This is a genomic window from Streptomyces sp. NPDC031111 (assembly GCF_055570675.1).
Genome location: NZ_JBVIGS010000009.1, coordinates 215,095 through 231,106 on the forward strand (window position 1 = coordinate 215,095; position 16,012 = coordinate 231,106).

A 16,012-nucleotide genomic window follows, 5' to 3' on the forward strand; every position below is an offset into this window, starting at 1 on the left:
GCCCGTCCCCGGAGGGCACGAAGGGAACAGCGCCATGAGTGTGCAGCACAGTGAAACCGTCGGTGACCGCCCGCTGATCCCTCGCCCGGAACGAACGCCGGGCGCCCTGCGGGCTGCCTGCACGGTCGTGGCTCCCGACCTTCTGGCGGCATACGACCGGGCGAAGGACCAGGCGCTCGCGGAGGCAGTGGAGCACGGTTCCCTGAAGCCGGTCCACGCCTACCTCAGCCACTGGGCCGCCCTGATCGAGATCGAGCGACACCCGGCCACGGCGAAGGTCTACCACCGCGCCGAATATCTCGCCCGGATCGCCACTACGGCGGACGAGGCGCGGAGACATCTGGCAACGGCGAGCTCCCTGTATCGCGATGCCGCCAAGGCGGTGCACGCCGAGTGACCTGGCGGTGGGAGTACGTCCCCGACGAGGAAACCGTCGCGGAGGGCGCCCCGGCGGCCTTTCTCGCCGAGGTGGAGAAGACGGCCGACGAACTGGTCAGGGCGGCGGAAGCGCTCTACGTTCACGGGGCCGCCTACCAGGGAGCGGACGAAGGCGCGAAACACGCGTTCGTCTCCGGGGGATTCTTCGTCTACATGGTCACGCCACGATCGGAGCTCGTCACCATCTGGCAGGTCACGCCCGATCCTCTCGCCTGACGGCTCGGCAGAGGCGGCCAAGGGCCGGTGGCCGCAAAAATTCATGCAAGCATGCTTGCTTGTTTATGGCGCCGCTGCCATGCTCCCCCCAACCGGCCGCACTGCCGTTCCGTGTCCGAGGGGAGCGCCTCGTGTCCGATCCGACGCCTGTGATCGACGATCTGCGTGAGGAGAGTGAGGAGCTCGACCGGCTCGTGGCTGGGTTGAGTCCCGGGCAGTGGAGACTGGAGACGCCCGCCGCCGGGTGGACCGTCGCCCATCAGATCGCCCACCTCGCCTGGACCGACCGCTCCGCGCTGCTCGCAGTCACCGACGCCGACGGGTTCCGGGCGTTGGTGGAGAAGGCACTCGCCGCCCCGAGCACCTTCGTCGACGAGGGGGCCGAGGAGTACGCCCGGTCCGAGCCCGCCGAGCTGCTCGCGCGCTGGCGTGAGGGGCGCGCGGCGCTGGAGAAGGCGCTGCGGGAGGCGCCGGCCGGGGCCCGGTTCCCCTGGTACGGGCCGCCCATGTCCGCCGCCTCCATGGCCACCGCCCGTCTCATGGAGACCTGGGCCCACGGCCTGGACGTGGCGGAGACGATCGGTGTGACGCGGCCACCGAGTGACAGGCTCAGGCATGTGGCGTGGCTCGGGGTGCGCACCCGGGACTTCGCCTACGTCACGCACGGGCTCACCCCGCCGGCCGATCCCTTCCGGGTCGAGCTCGTCGCACCGGGCGGCGGGGTGTGGGCCTACGGTCCCGAGGACGCCCCCCAGCGTGTCACCGGGCCCGCCCTCGACTTCTGTCTCCTCGTCACCCAGCGCGCCCACCGCGCGGACCTCGCCCTCGTCGCCGAGGGCCCCGACGCCGACCGCTGGCTGGACATCGCGCAGGCCTTCGCCGGGCCGCCCGGCGGTGGACGGGAGCCGAAGGAGGGCGCCCGGTGACCCTGCGCATCGGGAACTTCTCCGGCTTCTACGGCGACCGCTTCGACGCCCTGCGCGAGATGCTCACCGGCGGCGAGGTCGACGTCCTCACCGGCGACTACCTCGCCGAGCTGACCATGCTCATCCTCGCCCGCGACCGGCTGAAGGACCCTTCCGCCGGATACGCCCGCACCTTCCTGCGGCAACTGGAGGACACCCTCGGGCTCGCCCACGAGCGCGGCGTCAGGATCGTCACCAACGCGGGCGGGCTCAATCCGGCCGGGCTCGCCGACGCCGTACGCGCCCTCGCCGACCGGCTCGGCATCCCCGTCCGGGTGGCCCATGTCGAGGGCGACGACCTCACCGCGCGGTACCCCGGCAGCCTCGCCGCCCACGCCTACCTCGGCGGCTCCGGCATCGCGGAGTGTCTCCGCGAGGGCGCCGACATCGTGGTCACCGGGCGGGTCACCGACGCCGCCCTGGTCACCGGGCCGGCCGTCGCGCACTTCGGCTGGGCGGCGACGGACCACGACCGGCTCGCGGGGGCCGTCGTCGCCGGGCACGTGCTGGAGTGCGGGGCGCAGGCGACCGGCGGGAACTACGCGTTCTTCGGCGAGCGCCGCCCCGGCGACCTGCGGCGGCCCGGCTTCCCGCTCGCCGAGATCCACGCCGACGGCAGCAGCGTCATCACCAAGCACCCCGGCACCGGCGGCTTCGTCGACGTCGGCACGGTCACCGCGCAGCTCCTCTACGAGACGGGCGGCGCCCGGTACGCGGGACCGGACGTGACCGCGCGGCTGGACACCGTACGGCTCACCCAGGACGGGCCCGACCGGGTGCGCGTCGAAGGGGTCCGCGGGGAGGCACCGCCACCCACGCTCAAGGTCGGGCTCAACCGGCTCGGCGGGTTCCGCAACGAGGTGGTGTTCGTGCTCACCGGGCTCGACATCGAGTCCAAGGCCCGCCTGGTGAGGGAGCAGATGGGCGACGCGCTCGCCAAGTCGCCGCCCGCCGAGACGTGCTGGGAGCTCGTGCGCACCGACCGGCCCGACGCCGGCACCGAGGAGACCGCGAGCGCGCTGCTGCGGCTCGTCGTGCGGGACCCCGCGCAGGAGGCGGTGGGGCGGGTGCTGAGCGGGGCCGCCATCGAGCTGGCGTTGGCGAGCTATCCCGGGTTCCATGTCATGGCACCACCGGGGAAGGGCTCCCCGTATGGGGTCTTCGACGATGTGTACGTCCCCCATGGTGACGTCGACCATGTGGCCGTCCTCCACGACGGGCGCCGTATCCCCGTGCCCCCGGCCCACGACACCGCCGTACTCGACGACGTACCGGAACCCGTACTCCCCGAACCGCTGCCGACCGGGGCCACACGAAGGGCACCCCTCGGGCTTCTCGTCGGCGCCCGCAGCGGCGACAAGGGCGGGGACGCCAACGTCGGCGTCTGGGCCCGCTCCGACGACGCCTGGCGGTGGCTCGCGCACGAGCTCACGGTCGACAGATTCCGGCAGCTGATCCCCGAAGCCCGCGAGCTGAAGGTCACCCGGCACGCCCTGCCCAACCTCCGCGCCCTGAACTTCGTCGTCGAGGGAATCCTCGGCGAGGGCGTCGCCGCGCAGGCCCGTTTCGATCCGCAGGCCAAGGCGCTCGGCGAATGGCTGCGCTCCCGGCACCTCGACATCCCGGAGGCCCTCCTGTGACGGTCCTCGAATCCGCCCTGAACACGGCCGACCCGGAGTACCGGGCGCACCGCGAGGCCATGCTCGCCAAGCTCGCCGAACTCGACGCCGAGCACGCCAAGGCCCTCGCGGGCGGCGGCGACAAGTACGTCGAGCGGCACCGGAAGCGCGGCAAGCTGCTCGCCCGCGGGCGCATCGAACTGCTCCTCGACCCCGACACGCCGTTCCTGGAGCTGTCCCCGCTGGCGGCCTGGGGGAGCGAGTACGCGGTCGGTGCCTCCCTCGTCACCGGTATCGGTGTCGTCGAGGGCGTGGAGTGCCTGATCACCGCCAACGACCCGACCGTGCGCGGCGGCGCCAGCAACCCCTGGAGCCTGAAGAAGGCCCTGCGCGCCAACGACATCGCGCTCACCAACCGGCTGCCCTGCATCAGCCTCGTCGAGTCCGGGGGCGCCGACCTGCCCTCCCAGAAGGAGATCTTCATCCCCGGCGGGGCGATCTTCCGGGACCTGACCCGGCTGTCGGCGGCCGGTATCCCCACCGTCGCCGTCGTCTTCGGCAACTCCACCGCCGGAGGCGCGTACATCCCCGGCATGTCCGACCACGTGATCATGGTCAAGGAGCGGGCGAAGGTGTTCCTCGGCGGTCCGCCGCTGGTGAAGATGGCCACCGGCGAGGAGAGCGACGACGAGTCCCTGGGCGGCGCCGAGATGCACGCGCGCGTGTCGGGCCTCGCCGACTACTTCGCCGTCGACGAGCCGGACGCCCTCCGCCAGGCCCGCCGGGTCGTCGCCCGCCTCAACCACCGCAAGGCGTACGACGATCCAAGGCAGGCCGCCCCGCCCAAGTACGACGAGGACGAGCTGCTGGGCATCGTCCCGAGCGATCTGAAGATCCCCTTCGACCCGCGCGAGGTCATCGCGCGGATCGTCGACTCCTCCGACTTCGACGAGTTCAAACCGCTCTACGGGCCCAGCCTGACCACCGGCTGGGCCACCCTCCACGGCTATCCCGTCGGCATCCTCGCCAACGCCCAGGGGGTCCTCTTCAGCGAGGAGTCCCAGAAGGCCGCCCAGTTCATCCAGCTCGCCAACCAGCGCGACATCCCGCTGCTCTTCCTGCACAACACCACCGGCTACATGGTCGGCAAGGAGTACGAGCAGGGCGGCATCATCAAGCACGGCGCGATGATGATCAACGCGGTCAGCAACTCGAAGGTCCCCCACCTGTCCGTCCTCATGGGCGCCTCCTACGGCGCCGGGCACTACGGCATGTGCGGTCGCGCCTACGACCCGCGCTTCCTCTTCGCCTGGCCCAGCGCCAAGTCCGCCGTCATGGGCCCGCAGCAGCTCGCCGGTGTGCTGTCCATCGTCGCCCGGCAGTCGGCGGCGGCGAAGGGACGGCCGTACGACGACGAGGCGGACGCGGCGCTGCGCGCCATGGTGGAGCAGCAGATCGAGTCCGAGTCGCTGCCGATGTTCCTGTCCGGGCGGCTGTACGACGACGGCGTCATCGACCCGCGCGACACCCGCACCGTCCTCGGCCTGTGCCTGTCCGCCATCCACACCGCCCCCTACGAGGGTGCGCGCGGTGGCTTCGGCGTCTTCCGGATGTGAGGCCCGTGATTACTTCCGTTCTTGTGGCGAACCGGGGCGAGATCGCCTGCCGTGTCATGCGCACCTGCCGCCAGTTGGGAATCCGGACGGTCGCGGTGCACTCGGACGCCGACGAAAACGCCCTCCACGCGCGCGTGGCCGACACCGCCGTACGACTGCCGGGGTCGGCGCCCGCCGACACCTACCTGCGCGGCGAACTCATCGTGAAGGCCGCCCTCGCGGCCGGTGCGGACGCCGTGCACCCCGGTTACGGCTTCCTCTCCGAGAACGCCGACTTCGCGCGGGCCGTGCGGGACGCCGGCCTGGTGTGGATCGGGCCGCCCCCGGAGGCGATCGAGGCGATGGCGTCCAAGACGCGCGCCAAGGAACTCATGGGGATCGAGCCCCTGCGCGAGGTCACCGAGGCCGACCTGCCCGTGCTGGTGAAGGCGGCGGCGGGCGGCGGCGGACGCGGGATGCGCGTCGTACGGCGCCTCGCCGACCTGGACGGCGAACTGGCCGCCGCCCGCGCGGAGGCCGCGAGCGCCTTCGGTGACGGCGAGGTGTTCGTCGAGCCCTATGTGGAGGGCGGACGGCACGTCGAGGTGCAGATCCTCGCAGACACGCACGGCACGGTGTGGGCGCTCGGCACCCGCGACTGCTCCCTCCAGCGTCGCCACCAGAAGGTGATCGAGGAGGCCCCGGCGCCCGGACTGACCCCGGGGCTCAAGGACGAACTCCACGCCCTCGCCGTACGCGCCGCCCGCGCCGTCGCCTACGTCGGCGCCGGGACCGTCGAGTTCCTGGTCGCCGGGGACCGGGCGCACTTCCTGGAGATGAACACCCGCCTCCAGGTGGAACACCCGGTGACGGAGTCCGTCTTCGGGCTCGATCTCGTCGCCGAGCAGATCCGCGTCGCCGAGGGCCACGCCCTCGCGGACAACCCTCCACCCGCGCGGGGACACGCCGTCGAGACCCGCCTCTACGCCGAGGACCCCGCCCACGAGTGGGCCCCGCAGACCGGCCGCCTGCACCGCCTGGCCGTCCCCGACGCGGTGCGCCTGGACACCGGTTACGAGGACGGCGACGACATCGGGGTCCACTACGACCCCATGCTCGCCAAGGTCGTCGCCCACGCCCCCACCCGCGCGGAGGCGCTCCGCACACTCGCGTCCGCGCTGGAACGCGCGGAGATCCACGGCCCCGTCACCAACCGGGACCTCCTCGTCCGCTCCCTGCGGCACGAGGAGTTCACGGAAGGCCGTATGGACACCGGCTTCTACGACCGCCACCTGCCCGAACTGACCGCCCCCGCCCCCGACCCCCACGCCCCGCTGGCCGCCGCCCTCGCCGACGCCCACGGCCGCTCCCGCTTCGGCGGCTGGCGCAACCTGCCCTCGCGGCCCCAGGTCAAGCGGTACGCGATGGCGGGGGAGGAGCACGAGGTCCGCTACCGGCACACGCGCGACGGCCTCACGGCCGACGGGGTGCGGGTGGTGCACGCCGACGCGGGGCTGGTGGTCCTGGAGGTGGACGGCGTACGCCGCAGGTTCGAGGTCCACCGCTACGGCGACCAGGTGCACGTGGGCGCCACCGCCCTCACCGCCCTCCCCCGCTTCCCCGACCCCACCGCCCAACACGCCCCCGGCTCCCTCCTCGCCCCCATGCCGGGCACGGTCGTCCGCATCGCCGAGGGCCTGACCGAGGGCTCCCCGGTGGAGGCCGGCCAGCCCCTCCTCTGGCTGGAGGCAATGAAGATGCAACACAAGATCACGTCCCCGGCCACGGGAATCCTCATCGCCCTCGATGCAACACCGGGACAGCAAGTGGAAGTCGGCGCCCTTCTGGCGGTCGTGGAGGCAACTCCCTAGGGGCGCGGGGAACTGCGCGACCAGCCACAAACAACCCGCAGCCGAAGGAGCCACATGACCACCCTCATCGAATCGGAAGAGCACAAGGCCCTCCGCGAGGCCGTCGCCGCGTTCGCGACGAAACACCCCCACGCCCCCGGCACGGACAACCGCTCCTTCTGGCAGGACGCCGCCAAGCTCGGCTACATCGGCGTCAACCTGCCGGAGGCATACGGCGGTGGTGGCGGCGGCATCACCGAACTCTGCCTCGTCCTCGAAGAGATGGGCGCCGCCGGCAACCCCCTGCTGATGATGATCGTCTCCCCGGCGATCTGCGGCACGGTCATCGCCCGCTTCGGCACCGAGGCCCAGAAACGCGAATGGCTCCCCGCCCTGGCCGACGGCAGCCGCCTGATGGCCTTCGGCATCACCGAACCCGACGCCGGCTCCAACAGCCACCGCATCACCACCACCGCCCGCCGCGACCCCGGCACCGGGGACTGGCTCCTCACCGGCCGCAAGGTCTTCGTCAGCGGCGTCGACATCGCCGACGCCACCCTCATCGTCGGCCGCACCGAGGACGCCCGCACCGGCAGGCTCAAGCCCTGCCTGTTCATCGTCCCCCGGGACACCCCCGGTTTCGAGCGCCGGAAGATCGACATGGAACTCAACGCCGCCGAGAAGCAGTTCGAGCTGACCCTCGACGACGTACGCCTGCCCGCCGACGCGCTCGTCGGCGACGAGGACGCGGGCCTGCTCCAGCTCTTCGCCGGTCTCAACCCCGAACGCATCATGACCGCCGCCTTCGCGATCGGCATGGGCCGCTACGCGCTCGCCCGCGCCGTCGAGTACGCGCGAGAGCGCACCGTCTGGAAGGCGCCCATCGGCTCCCACCAGGCCATCGCCCATCCCCTCGCCCAGGCGCACATCGACCTCGAACTCGCCCGCCTGATGATGCAGAAGGCCGCCCACCTCTACGACGCCGGTGACGACATGGGCGCGGGCGAGGCCGCCAACATGGCCAAGTACGCGGCGGCCGAGGCGTGTGTGAAGGCCGTCGACCAGGCGGTGCACACCCTCGGCGGGAACGGCCTCACGCGTGAGTTCGGGCTCGCCTCGCTGATCACCGCCGCGCGTGTGTCCCGTATCGCTCCGGTGAGCCGGGAGATGATCCTCAACTACGTCTCCCACCAGACCCTGGGCCTGCCCAAGTCGTACTGAGCCGTACCTGGCCCCTTCGGCCGTCTTGGAGGAACCATGTTCCGCAGCGAGTACGCAGACGTAGCACCCGTCGAACTCCCCATCCACGAGGCCGTGCTGGCCCGCGCCGCCGAGTTCGGGAGCACCCCGGCGCTGATCGACGGCACCGACGGCACCACCCTCACCTACGAGCAGGTGGACCGCTTCCACCGGCGTGTCGCCGCCGCTCTCGCCGAGGCGGGCGTGCGCAAGGGGGACGTGCTCGCCCTGCACAGCCCCAACACGATCGCCTTCCCCACCGCCTTCTACGCGGCCACCCGCGCGGGTGCCTCCGTCACCACCGTGCACCCGCTCGCCACCGCCGAGGAGTTCGGCAAGCAACTGAAGGACTGCGCGGCCCGCTGGATCGTCACCGTCTCGCCGTTGCTGGACACCGCGCGGAGGGCCGCCGAGCTGGCCGGCGGGATCGAGGAGATCTTCGTCTGCGACAGCGCGCCGGGACACCGTTCCCTGATCGACATGCTGGCCTCCACCGCCCCCGAGCCGGTCGTCGCCATCGACCCGGTCGAGGACGTCGCCGCGCTGCCGTACTCCTCCGGCACGACCGGCGTCCCCAAGGGCGTGATGCTCACCCACCGCCAGATCGCCACCAACCTCGCGCAGCTCCATCCGCTGATCACTGCGGGCCCGGGCGACCGCGTCCTCGCCGTCCTGCCGTTCTTCCACATCTACGGGCTGACGGCCCTGATGAACGCCCCGCTGCGGGTGGGCGCCACCGTCGTCGTCCTGCCGCGCTTCGACCTGGAGACGTTCCTCGCGGCCATCCAGAACCACCGCATCACGGGCCTGTACGTGGCCCCGCCGATCGTCCTGGCCCTCGCCAAGCACCCGCTGGTCGCCCAGTACGACCTCAGCTCACTGAAGTACGTCATCAGCGCCGCCGCGCCCCTGGACGCGGGCCTCGCCGCGGCCTGCGCGCGGCGGCTGGGGCTGCCGCCCGTCGGCCAGGCGTACGGCATGACGGAACTTTCGCCCGGCACCCACGTCGTGCCCCTGGACGCGATGCGGGAGGCGCCTCCCGGCACCGTCGGCAAGCTGATCGCCGGCACCGAGATGCGGATCGTCTCCCTCGACGACCCCGGCAAGGACCTCGGACCCGGAGAGTCCGGCGAGATCCTCATCCGTGGCCCGCAGGTCATGAAGGGCTACCTCGGCCGGCCCGACGCCACCGCCGCGATGATCGACGCGGACAGCTGGCTGCACACCGGAGACGTCGGCCACGCGGACGAGAACGGCTGGCTGTTCGTCGTCGACCGCGTGAAGGAGCTGATCAAGTACAAGGGCTTCCAGGTCGCCCCCGCCGAGCTCGAGGCGCTGCTCCTCACCCACCCCGGTGTCGCCGACGCCGCCGTCATCGGGGTCTACAACGAGGACGGCAACGAGGTCCCGCACGCCTACGTCGTCCGTCAGCCGTCCGTCCCGGAGCTGTCCGAGGGCGAGATCATGATGTACGTCGCCGAACGCGTCGCCCCCTACAAGAGGGTCCGGCACGTCACCTTCATCGACGGCGTCCCGCGCGCCGCCTCCGGAAAGATCCTGCGCCGCGAACTCCGCGCGGCGCGCAAGGAGCCCTCGTGACCCTGATCGGCCGCACCCGCGCGCGGGGCGTCGAAACGCTCAGCCTCGACGCCCCGCGGCACCGCAACGCCCTGTCCGCCGCGCTCGTCGGTGAGCTGGCCGACGCGCTCACCGACGCCGGTGAGGACACCGGCGTCCGCGCGGTGGTGCTCACCCACACCGGCAACACGTTCAGCGCGGGCGCGGACCTGCGCGACCCGCCCGCGCCGGACGCGCTCGTCGGTCTGCTGCGGCGGATCGTCGAGCTGCCGAAACCGGTCGTCGCGCGGGTCACCGGTCATGTCCGCGCGGGCGGGCTCGGCCTGCTCGCCGCCTGCGACATCGCCGTCGCGTCCCGCGCGGCGACGTTCGCGTTCACCGAGGTCCGCATCGGTGTCGCGCCCGCCGTCATCTCGCTGCCGCTGCTACCCCGCACCGACCCGCGCGCACTGGCCCGCTACTACCTCACCGGCGAACGCCTGGACACCGCCGAGGCCGCCCGCATCGGCCTGCTCACCGCCGCCGGTGACGACGTCGACGAGGTCCTCGCGCCGATCCTCGACGGGCTGCGCCGATCCGCCCCCGAGGCCCTGGCCGAGACGAAACGGCTGCTCACGGCTAGGGTGCTGGAGACCTTCGACCGGGACGCGGCCGACCTGACCGCGCTCTCGGCGCGCCTCTTCGCCTCCGCCCACGCGCGCGAGGGAATGACGGCCTTCCTCGAACGACGGGATCCGGAATGGGTGGTGTGAGCACGGCCGACCGTGCGGAACGAGTCCCCAAGCAGGACCGCAGCCGGGCCACCCGGCAGCGGCTCCTGGAGGCCGCCGTGGCCTGCCTCGCCGAACACGGCTGGGCGGGCTCCACGGTCTCCGTCGTCGCCGAACGCGCGGGCGTCTCCCGGGGAGCCGCCCAGCACCACTTCCCCACCCGTGAGGACCTCTTCACGGCCGCCGTCGAGTACGTGGCCGAGGAACGCTCCACCGCCCTGCGCGCCCTGTTCCCCGACGGCGCCGCGGCCGGCGACCGCCGCGCGGTGATCGCGGCCCTCGTCGACCTCTACACCGGCCCCGTCTTCCGCGCGGCGCTCCATCTGTGGGTCGCCGCCTCCAACGAGGAACAGCTGCGTCCGCGCGTCACCGAGCTGGAGCTGCGCGTCGGCCGCGAGACCCACCGCATCGCCGTCGAACTCCTGGGCGCGGACGAATCCCGCCCCGGCGTCCGCGAAACCGTGCAGGGCCTGTTGGACATGGCCCGTGGCCTGGGCCTCGCCAACCTCCTCACCGACGACACGGCCCGCCGCGAGCGTGTGGTGGCGCAGTGGGCGGTGCTGCTGGACGAGGCGCTGGGCTGAGGCCGTTGTCAGAGGCGGGGTCTACGGTCTCCGCATGGGTGATCACTTCCAGACGATCGTCGACCTCGACGCGGGCCCCGACGAGGCCGCGCGGCTCGCGGACCGCGCGGTCGCGTGGCTCGTGGCCGAGGGCATCGTCCTCGCCGAGCGCACCGGCTGTGTCCTCGGCGAGCCGCTCGGGCATCCGCCCGGTCCGCACTGGCACCGTGCCGTGGCGGAGGAGGACGCCGACTGGGAGCCGTCGGACGGACTGGCCGTGAAGGTCGGGCGCACGGTCTTCGACGGCGGCCAGGGCGAACCGGAGGCGGTGACCTGCCCGCGGTGTGCCGCCACCACACGGTTCGTCACGGAAGAGTGGGACCCGATCGACGGCGTCTGGGAGCCCTTCCGCGACGCCATGGACGCCTGGTACGAAACCGGGCAGGCGCAGGTCGCGTGCCCGGCCTGCGCCGAGCCCGTCCCGCTCCCCGAGTGGCGCTGGGCCGACGACTACCTCACCTTCGCCCACCTCGGCTTCGAGTTCTGGAACTGGCCCGAGTTCACACCGGAGTTCCTGACCCGGTTCTCCCACGCCCTCGGCGGTCACCGCCCCCGGCTGGTGTGGGGCAAGCTGTGATGCCCCGCCTCACGGGCTCAGCCTCTCCACCCGCCAGGTCCCGCCCGCCTCGCTGACGTACCGCAGGCGGTCGTGCAGGCGGTTCTCGCGCCCCTGCCAGAACTCCACCGACTCCGGGACCACGCGGAAGCCGCCCCAGTGGGGCGGTACAGGTACCTGCTCGTGCTCCGGGTAGCGCGCCGCCAGGTCGGCGTACGACGCGTCCAGCTCCGCCCGGCCGGAGACGACCGACGACTGGCCGCTGGCCCACGCGCCCAGCTGGGAGCCGTGCGGGCGGGTGCGGAAGTACGCGGCCGTCTCGTCGCGGCCGGTGCGGCGCGCGGTGCCGGTGACGATGACCTGCCGGGCCATCGGGTGCCAGGGGAACAGCAGCGAGACATGGGGGTTCTCGGCCAGGTCGCGGCCCTTGCGGGAGTCGTAGTTCGTGTAGAAGACGAACCCGTCGTCGTCGAAGTGCTTCAGCAGCACCGTGCGTGAGCTGGGCCTTCCCGCCGCGTCCGCCGTCGAGACGATCATGGCGTTCGGCTCGAACAGCCCGCCGTCCGTCGCGGCCTGCTTGAACCAGCGCGCGAACTGCTCGACGGGAGTGGCGGCCAGGTCGGTCTCGGAGAGCCCCTCGGTCCGGTACTGCTTGCGCATCGAGGCGAGATCGAAGGGGACGGCGTCTCGGTCGGTCACGCCGTCATCCTGCCGTATGCGCGGCGCCCCGGGGGCCGTGGTGTCCTTCGTCACGTGGTGGCACTGAGTGCCGCGAACTCTCCCCAAAGATGGCACTCGGGGATATCGTGCTGGCACTGATCCGGTTGGGTGACCGCCAGCCGGGCATCACAGGGATGACGTCCCGGACCGCGAGTCCCTTCGAACGGACCGTGGATCCCCCGGACGTGCGCCCGAGGTTCTGCCGACTGCCGACACATGGTCGTCCCACCCCACAACACCATCTGTCACCCACCTCACAAGGAGCCGCCAGATGTCCGACTTCGTACCCGGTCTCGAAGGAGTCGTCGCGTTCGAGACGGAGATCGCCGAACCGGACAAGGAGGGCGGCGCCCTGCGGTACCGGGGCGTCGACATCGAGGATCTGGTCGGTCACGTCTCCTTCGGCAACGTCTGGGGACTGCTCGTCGACGGGGCGTTCAACCCCGGACTGCCGCCCGCCGAGCCGTTCCCGATCCCCGTGCACTCCGGTGACATCCGCGTCGACGTGCAGTCCGCGCTGGCCATGCTGGCCCCCGTGTGGGGTCTGAAACCGCTGCTGGACATCGATGCCGAGCAGGCGCGCGACGACCTCGCCCGCGCCGCCGTCATGGCCCTGTCCTACGTCGCCCAGTCCGCGCGCGGCCAGGGCCTGCCCATGGTGCCGCAGCGGGAGATCGACAAGGCCGAGTCCATCGTCGAACGCTTCATGATCCGCTGGCGCGGCGAGCCCGACCCCCGGCACGTCGCGGCCGTCGACGCGTACTGGACGTCGGCCGCCGAGCACGGCATGAACGCCTCCACGTTCACCGCGCGGGTCATCGCGTCGACCGGCGCGGACGTCGCGGCGGCCCTCTCGGGCGCCGTCGGCGCCATGTCCGGCCCGCTGCACGGCGGCGCGCCCTCGCGCGTGCTGGGCATGATCGAGGAGATCGAGCGCACCGGGGACGCCGAGGCGTACGTCAAGCAGGCCCTCGACAAGGGCGAACGCCTCATGGGCTTCGGCCACCGCGTCTACCGCGCGGAGGACCCCCGCGCCCGCGTGCTGCGCCGCACCGCCCGCGATCTCGGCGCCCCGCGCTTCGAGGTCGCCGAGGCGCTGGAGAAGGCCGCCCTGGCCGAGCTCCACGCCCGCCGGCCCGACCGGGTCCTCGCCACCAACGTCGAGTTCTGGGCGGCCATCGTGCTGGACTTCGCCGAGGTCCCGGCGCACATGTTCACCTCGATGTTCACCTGCGCCCGTACGGCGGGCTGGTCGGCGCACATCCTGGAGCAGAAGCGCACGGGCCGTCTGGTCCGGCCGTCGGCCCGCTATGTCGGCCCCGGCACGCGCGACCCGCGCGAGATCGAGGGCTACGCGGACATCGCCCGCTGAACCGGGCCCGTGAACGCAGGCGACCCGCGAGTCTGGTTCCTCCCTCGGGAGGAGCCGGCCGGACGTTACCGGCGACTCGCGGGTCGGGTGACTGCGTTGGATTAGGCCGGCTGCGTGTATCGCGCACACGCTGGTCCGGCGCCGAACCGAGTACGACGGCGGGCCACTAGCCCGCAGCCACCTCTTCCGTCCGGTTCTCATACATCTGCCGAACCACCTCCTTTCCGAAGTACCGCCACCCTAAGAAGCGATGCGCGCCGGATCAACCACTTTTTTCGTTGACCTCCGCGCGCGACCGCGCTTGGCTTGCACGATGAGTGATCTTCGTATCGCAGCCGTCGACGGCGACGCCATGCTGGAGCAGTGGCGGCACGTCCACAACGTGATCGTGCCGCCCGCCGCGATGACGCTCGACGAGGCGCGGGAGCGCGTCGCGCGCGGGTACCGGCTGGACAACGCGTACGCCGGTGACGTGCTCGTCGGCTGCTCCACGGTGCGGCCCCCGGCGGGGAAGGAGGCCGTGGCGACGGTCATCGCGCGGGTGCTGCCCGAGCACCGGGGCCTGGGGTACGGGGCGGCGCTGTACGAGGCGGGGCTGGCGCACGCGCGGGGGCTCGGCGCCGAGGAGGTCGAGACCGTGGTGCTGGCGGCCAACACCGAGGGGCTGCGGTTCGCCGGGGCACGCGGGTTCGTCGAGCGGGAGCGGTACGTGCTGGACGGCGAGAGCGACGAGTGGGTCGACCTGCGGCTGGTGTCCTCGCCGTCCTAGGGAACTGTGGCGTACAACGATTCTCTCAATCTTGTGGGAACTCGATGTGCGCTGCATCACGTTCAAGTTGAATGATTGCAAGTGAGCGAACCGTCGTGCCGTACGTGCGGACGCAGCCTGCAGGGGGTCCAGGTGAGTGCTTCCAGGCGTAGTGGGACCACCGACGAGCTGGGGCCGGACGAGCCCGGGCCCGAGCGGGAGGGCTCGGACGGCTCCGATCTGCTCGCCGCGCTGCTCGACGGCATGGACGCCGCCCTGTGCGCGTTCGACGCGGCCGGGGTGGTGACGCACTGGAACCGTGAGGCGGAGCGGATCCTCGGCTGGACCGCCGCGGAGGCGGTCGGGCGGCCCGGATTCGCCGGGTGGGCCGTGCGCAGCGCGGACGCCGAGGAGGTCGAGGCGCGGCTGATGTCGGCCATGGACGCCCCGGGCCGGCAGGTGAACGAGTTCGCGCTGCTGACGAAGGACGGCGGCCGGGTGCTGGTGCGGACGCAGTCCGCGGCCGTGCGCGGTCCCGACGGGAAGCCGGCCGGTGTGTACTGCGCGTTCAGCGAGGTGCACGCGCAGATCGACCTGGAGCGGTCCATCGCGCTGAGCGAGGCGCTGCTGGAGGAGGCGAGCTGGGGCGTCGTCCTGGTCGACGCCGATCTGCGGCCCGCGGTGGTGAACGCGCACGCCGCGCGTGCGCTGGGCGCGGGGCGTACGTCCGTCCTGGGGCGGCCTCTCGGGGAGCTGCTGTCCCAGGGCGTGGAGGAGCTGGAGAGCGCGCTCACCCATGTCCTCGCCGAGGGCGCGCCGCCCGCGCCGGCCGAGCTGTGGGTGAGCGTACGCACGGCGGAGGGCGAACGGCGGCGGTGCTGGCGGAGCGGGTTCGTGCGGCTGGCGTCACCGCTCGCGGAGGAGCCGGTGCCGCTCGGGGTCGGCTGGCTGTTCCAGGACGTGACCGAGTCACGGCAGGGGGAGCAGGAGGCGTCGCTGCTGCGGTTCCGGGCGCAGCAGCTGCACCGCGCGGCGCGCGCGGCGGCGGAGTGCGAGGATCCGGCGGAGGCGGCGACGATCCATCTGGACTTCGCCCTCGCCGGGTTCGCCGACCACGCGCTGATCGACCGCGTGGCCGATGGCGCGGAGGACGCCGACCGGGTGCGGCTGGTACGGATCGCCGCCACTCCGTCCGGCGCGCCGGGACCGAGCAGGCTGGCCGGCCGGGCGGGGCTGCCGGTGCGGTACGGCGAGGGGCATCCGGCCGTGCAGTGCGTCGAGCGGGCCGGGACGGTCCGGGCGGACGTCGGCTCCATGGCGGCGGAGGAGGCGCGGGCGTGGGCGCTGTCGCGGCAGTGGCCGGCGGATACGGTGCACGCGCTGTGCACGGTGCTGCGGAGTCGTGGCCGGACGCTTGGTGCCGTGACGTTTCTGCGCACGGCGGCGCGCAATGCGTTCGAGCGGTCCGACGCGATGTACGCGGAGGACGTGGCGATCCACATCGCCACGGCCCTGGACCTGGCGGTCCTCGTCGATCCCGACCATTGATGTCGCCCCCGCCGCCCCTTCCCGTTCCCGTCCCTGGGGGCTGCGCCCCCAGACCCCCCTTCGGCCCTTCGGGCCTCGTCCTCAAACGCCGGACGGGCTGAAACTTAGCCCCTCCGGCGTTTGAGGAGCGGGGGTCCGGGGGCAGCGCCCCCGGGTCGGGACGGGAAGGGGCGGC

15 protein-coding genes are annotated in these 16,012 nt (G+C 72.4%); 14 read left to right on the forward strand and 1 reads right to left on the reverse strand.

Annotation, left to right across the window (positions count from 1 at the left end; all coding sequences use genetic code 11):
- Positions 1 to 34: 34 nt before the first annotated feature.
- The 11 genes from ACZ470_RS20515 to ACZ470_RS20565 all read left to right on the forward strand — a co-directional run bounded on the left by ACZ470_RS20515 (position 35) and on the right by ACZ470_RS20565 (position 11,470).
- Positions 35 to 397 carry a DUF6247 family protein gene (locus tag ACZ470_RS20515; RefSeq protein ID WP_468429005.1) on the forward strand — a complete coding sequence of 121 codons (363 nt, stop codon included), beginning with the start codon at positions 35 to 37 and terminating at the stop codon, positions 395 to 397.
- Positions 394 to 654 carry a hypothetical protein gene (locus tag ACZ470_RS20520; RefSeq protein ID WP_468429007.1) on the forward strand — a complete coding sequence of 87 codons (261 nt, stop codon included), beginning with the start codon at positions 394 to 396 and terminating at the stop codon, positions 652 to 654. Before ACZ470_RS20515 ends, ACZ470_RS20520 begins: the two co-directional genes overlap by 4 nt.
- 131 nt (positions 655 to 785) lie before the next feature.
- Positions 786 to 1,580 carry a TIGR03084 family metal-binding protein gene (locus ACZ470_RS20525; protein ID WP_468429009.1) on the forward strand — a complete coding sequence of 265 codons (795 nt, stop codon included), beginning with the start codon at positions 786 to 788 and terminating at the stop codon, positions 1,578 to 1,580.
- A complete protein-coding gene (locus ACZ470_RS20530) occupies positions 1,577 to 3,259 on the forward strand; it encodes an acyclic terpene utilization AtuA family protein (protein ID WP_468429011.1) in 1,683 nt (560 codons plus the stop codon). The genes ACZ470_RS20525 and ACZ470_RS20530 overlap by 4 nt, the downstream gene beginning before the upstream one ends.
- The gene (locus tag ACZ470_RS20535) at positions 3,256 to 4,854 is read left to right on the forward strand and encodes an acyl-CoA carboxylase subunit beta (protein ID WP_468429013.1); all 1,599 of its coding nucleotides are present in this window, start codon (positions 3,256 to 3,258) and stop codon (positions 4,852 to 4,854) included. The genes ACZ470_RS20530 and ACZ470_RS20535 overlap by 4 nt, the downstream gene beginning before the upstream one ends.
- Before the next feature lie 5 nt (positions 4,855 to 4,859).
- Positions 4,860 to 6,704 (forward strand): acetyl/propionyl/methylcrotonyl-CoA carboxylase subunit alpha, encoded by a 1,845-nt coding sequence (locus tag ACZ470_RS20540; protein WP_468429015.1) that lies wholly within the window; start codon positions 4,860 to 4,862, stop codon positions 6,702 to 6,704.
- Positions 6,705 to 6,758: 54 nt separating this feature from the next.
- Complete coding sequence (locus ACZ470_RS20545) at positions 6,759 to 7,904, forward strand: acyl-CoA dehydrogenase family protein (RefSeq protein WP_468429017.1); 1,146 nt, start codon at positions 6,759 to 6,761, stop codon at positions 7,902 to 7,904.
- A 36-nt stretch (positions 7,905 to 7,940) separates the two neighbouring features.
- On the forward strand, positions 7,941 to 9,521 hold the full coding sequence (locus ACZ470_RS20550) for a 4-coumarate--CoA ligase family protein (RefSeq protein ID WP_468429019.1): 1,581 nt from the start codon (positions 7,941 to 7,943) through the stop codon (positions 9,519 to 9,521).
- Positions 9,518 to 10,252 carry an enoyl-CoA hydratase family protein gene (locus ACZ470_RS20555; RefSeq protein WP_468429021.1) on the forward strand — a complete coding sequence of 245 codons (735 nt, stop codon included), beginning with the start codon at positions 9,518 to 9,520 and terminating at the stop codon, positions 10,250 to 10,252. The genes ACZ470_RS20550 and ACZ470_RS20555 overlap by 4 nt, the downstream gene beginning before the upstream one ends.
- Positions 10,240 to 10,854, forward strand: a complete 615-nt coding sequence (locus ACZ470_RS20560; RefSeq protein ID WP_468429023.1) for a TetR/AcrR family transcriptional regulator — start codon at positions 10,240 to 10,242, stop codon at positions 10,852 to 10,854. The genes ACZ470_RS20555 and ACZ470_RS20560 overlap by 13 nt, the downstream gene beginning before the upstream one ends.
- Before the next feature lie 34 nt (positions 10,855 to 10,888).
- Complete coding sequence (locus ACZ470_RS20565; protein WP_468429024.1) at positions 10,889 to 11,470, forward strand: hypothetical protein; 582 nt, start codon at positions 10,889 to 10,891, stop codon at positions 11,468 to 11,470.
- 9 nt (positions 11,471 to 11,479) lie between these two features.
- Here the strand turns inward: ACZ470_RS20565 and pdxH are convergent, their stop codons facing one another.
- Positions 11,480 to 12,148 (reverse strand): pyridoxamine 5'-phosphate oxidase, encoded by a 669-nt coding sequence (pdxH, locus tag ACZ470_RS20570; protein WP_468429026.1) that lies wholly within the window; start codon positions 12,146 to 12,148, stop codon positions 11,480 to 11,482.
- Between the two features lie 292 nt (positions 12,149 to 12,440).
- Here pdxH and ACZ470_RS20575 point away from each other — a divergent pair, with 292 nt between their 5' ends.
- From ACZ470_RS20575 to ACZ470_RS20585, 3 genes are all read left to right on the forward strand, one after another.
- A complete protein-coding gene (locus ACZ470_RS20575) occupies positions 12,441 to 13,541 on the forward strand; it encodes a citrate synthase 2 (protein ID WP_468429028.1) in 1,101 nt (366 codons plus the stop codon).
- A 313-nt stretch (positions 13,542 to 13,854) separates the two neighbouring features.
- Complete coding sequence (locus tag ACZ470_RS20580) at positions 13,855 to 14,310, forward strand: GNAT family N-acetyltransferase (RefSeq protein WP_468429030.1); 456 nt, start codon at positions 13,855 to 13,857, stop codon at positions 14,308 to 14,310.
- Positions 14,311 to 14,442: 132 nt separating this feature from the next.
- On the forward strand, positions 14,443 to 15,837 hold the full coding sequence (locus tag ACZ470_RS20585; RefSeq protein WP_468429032.1) for a PAS domain-containing protein: 1,395 nt from the start codon (positions 14,443 to 14,445) through the stop codon (positions 15,835 to 15,837).
- Positions 15,838 to 16,012 lie beyond the last annotated feature (175 nt).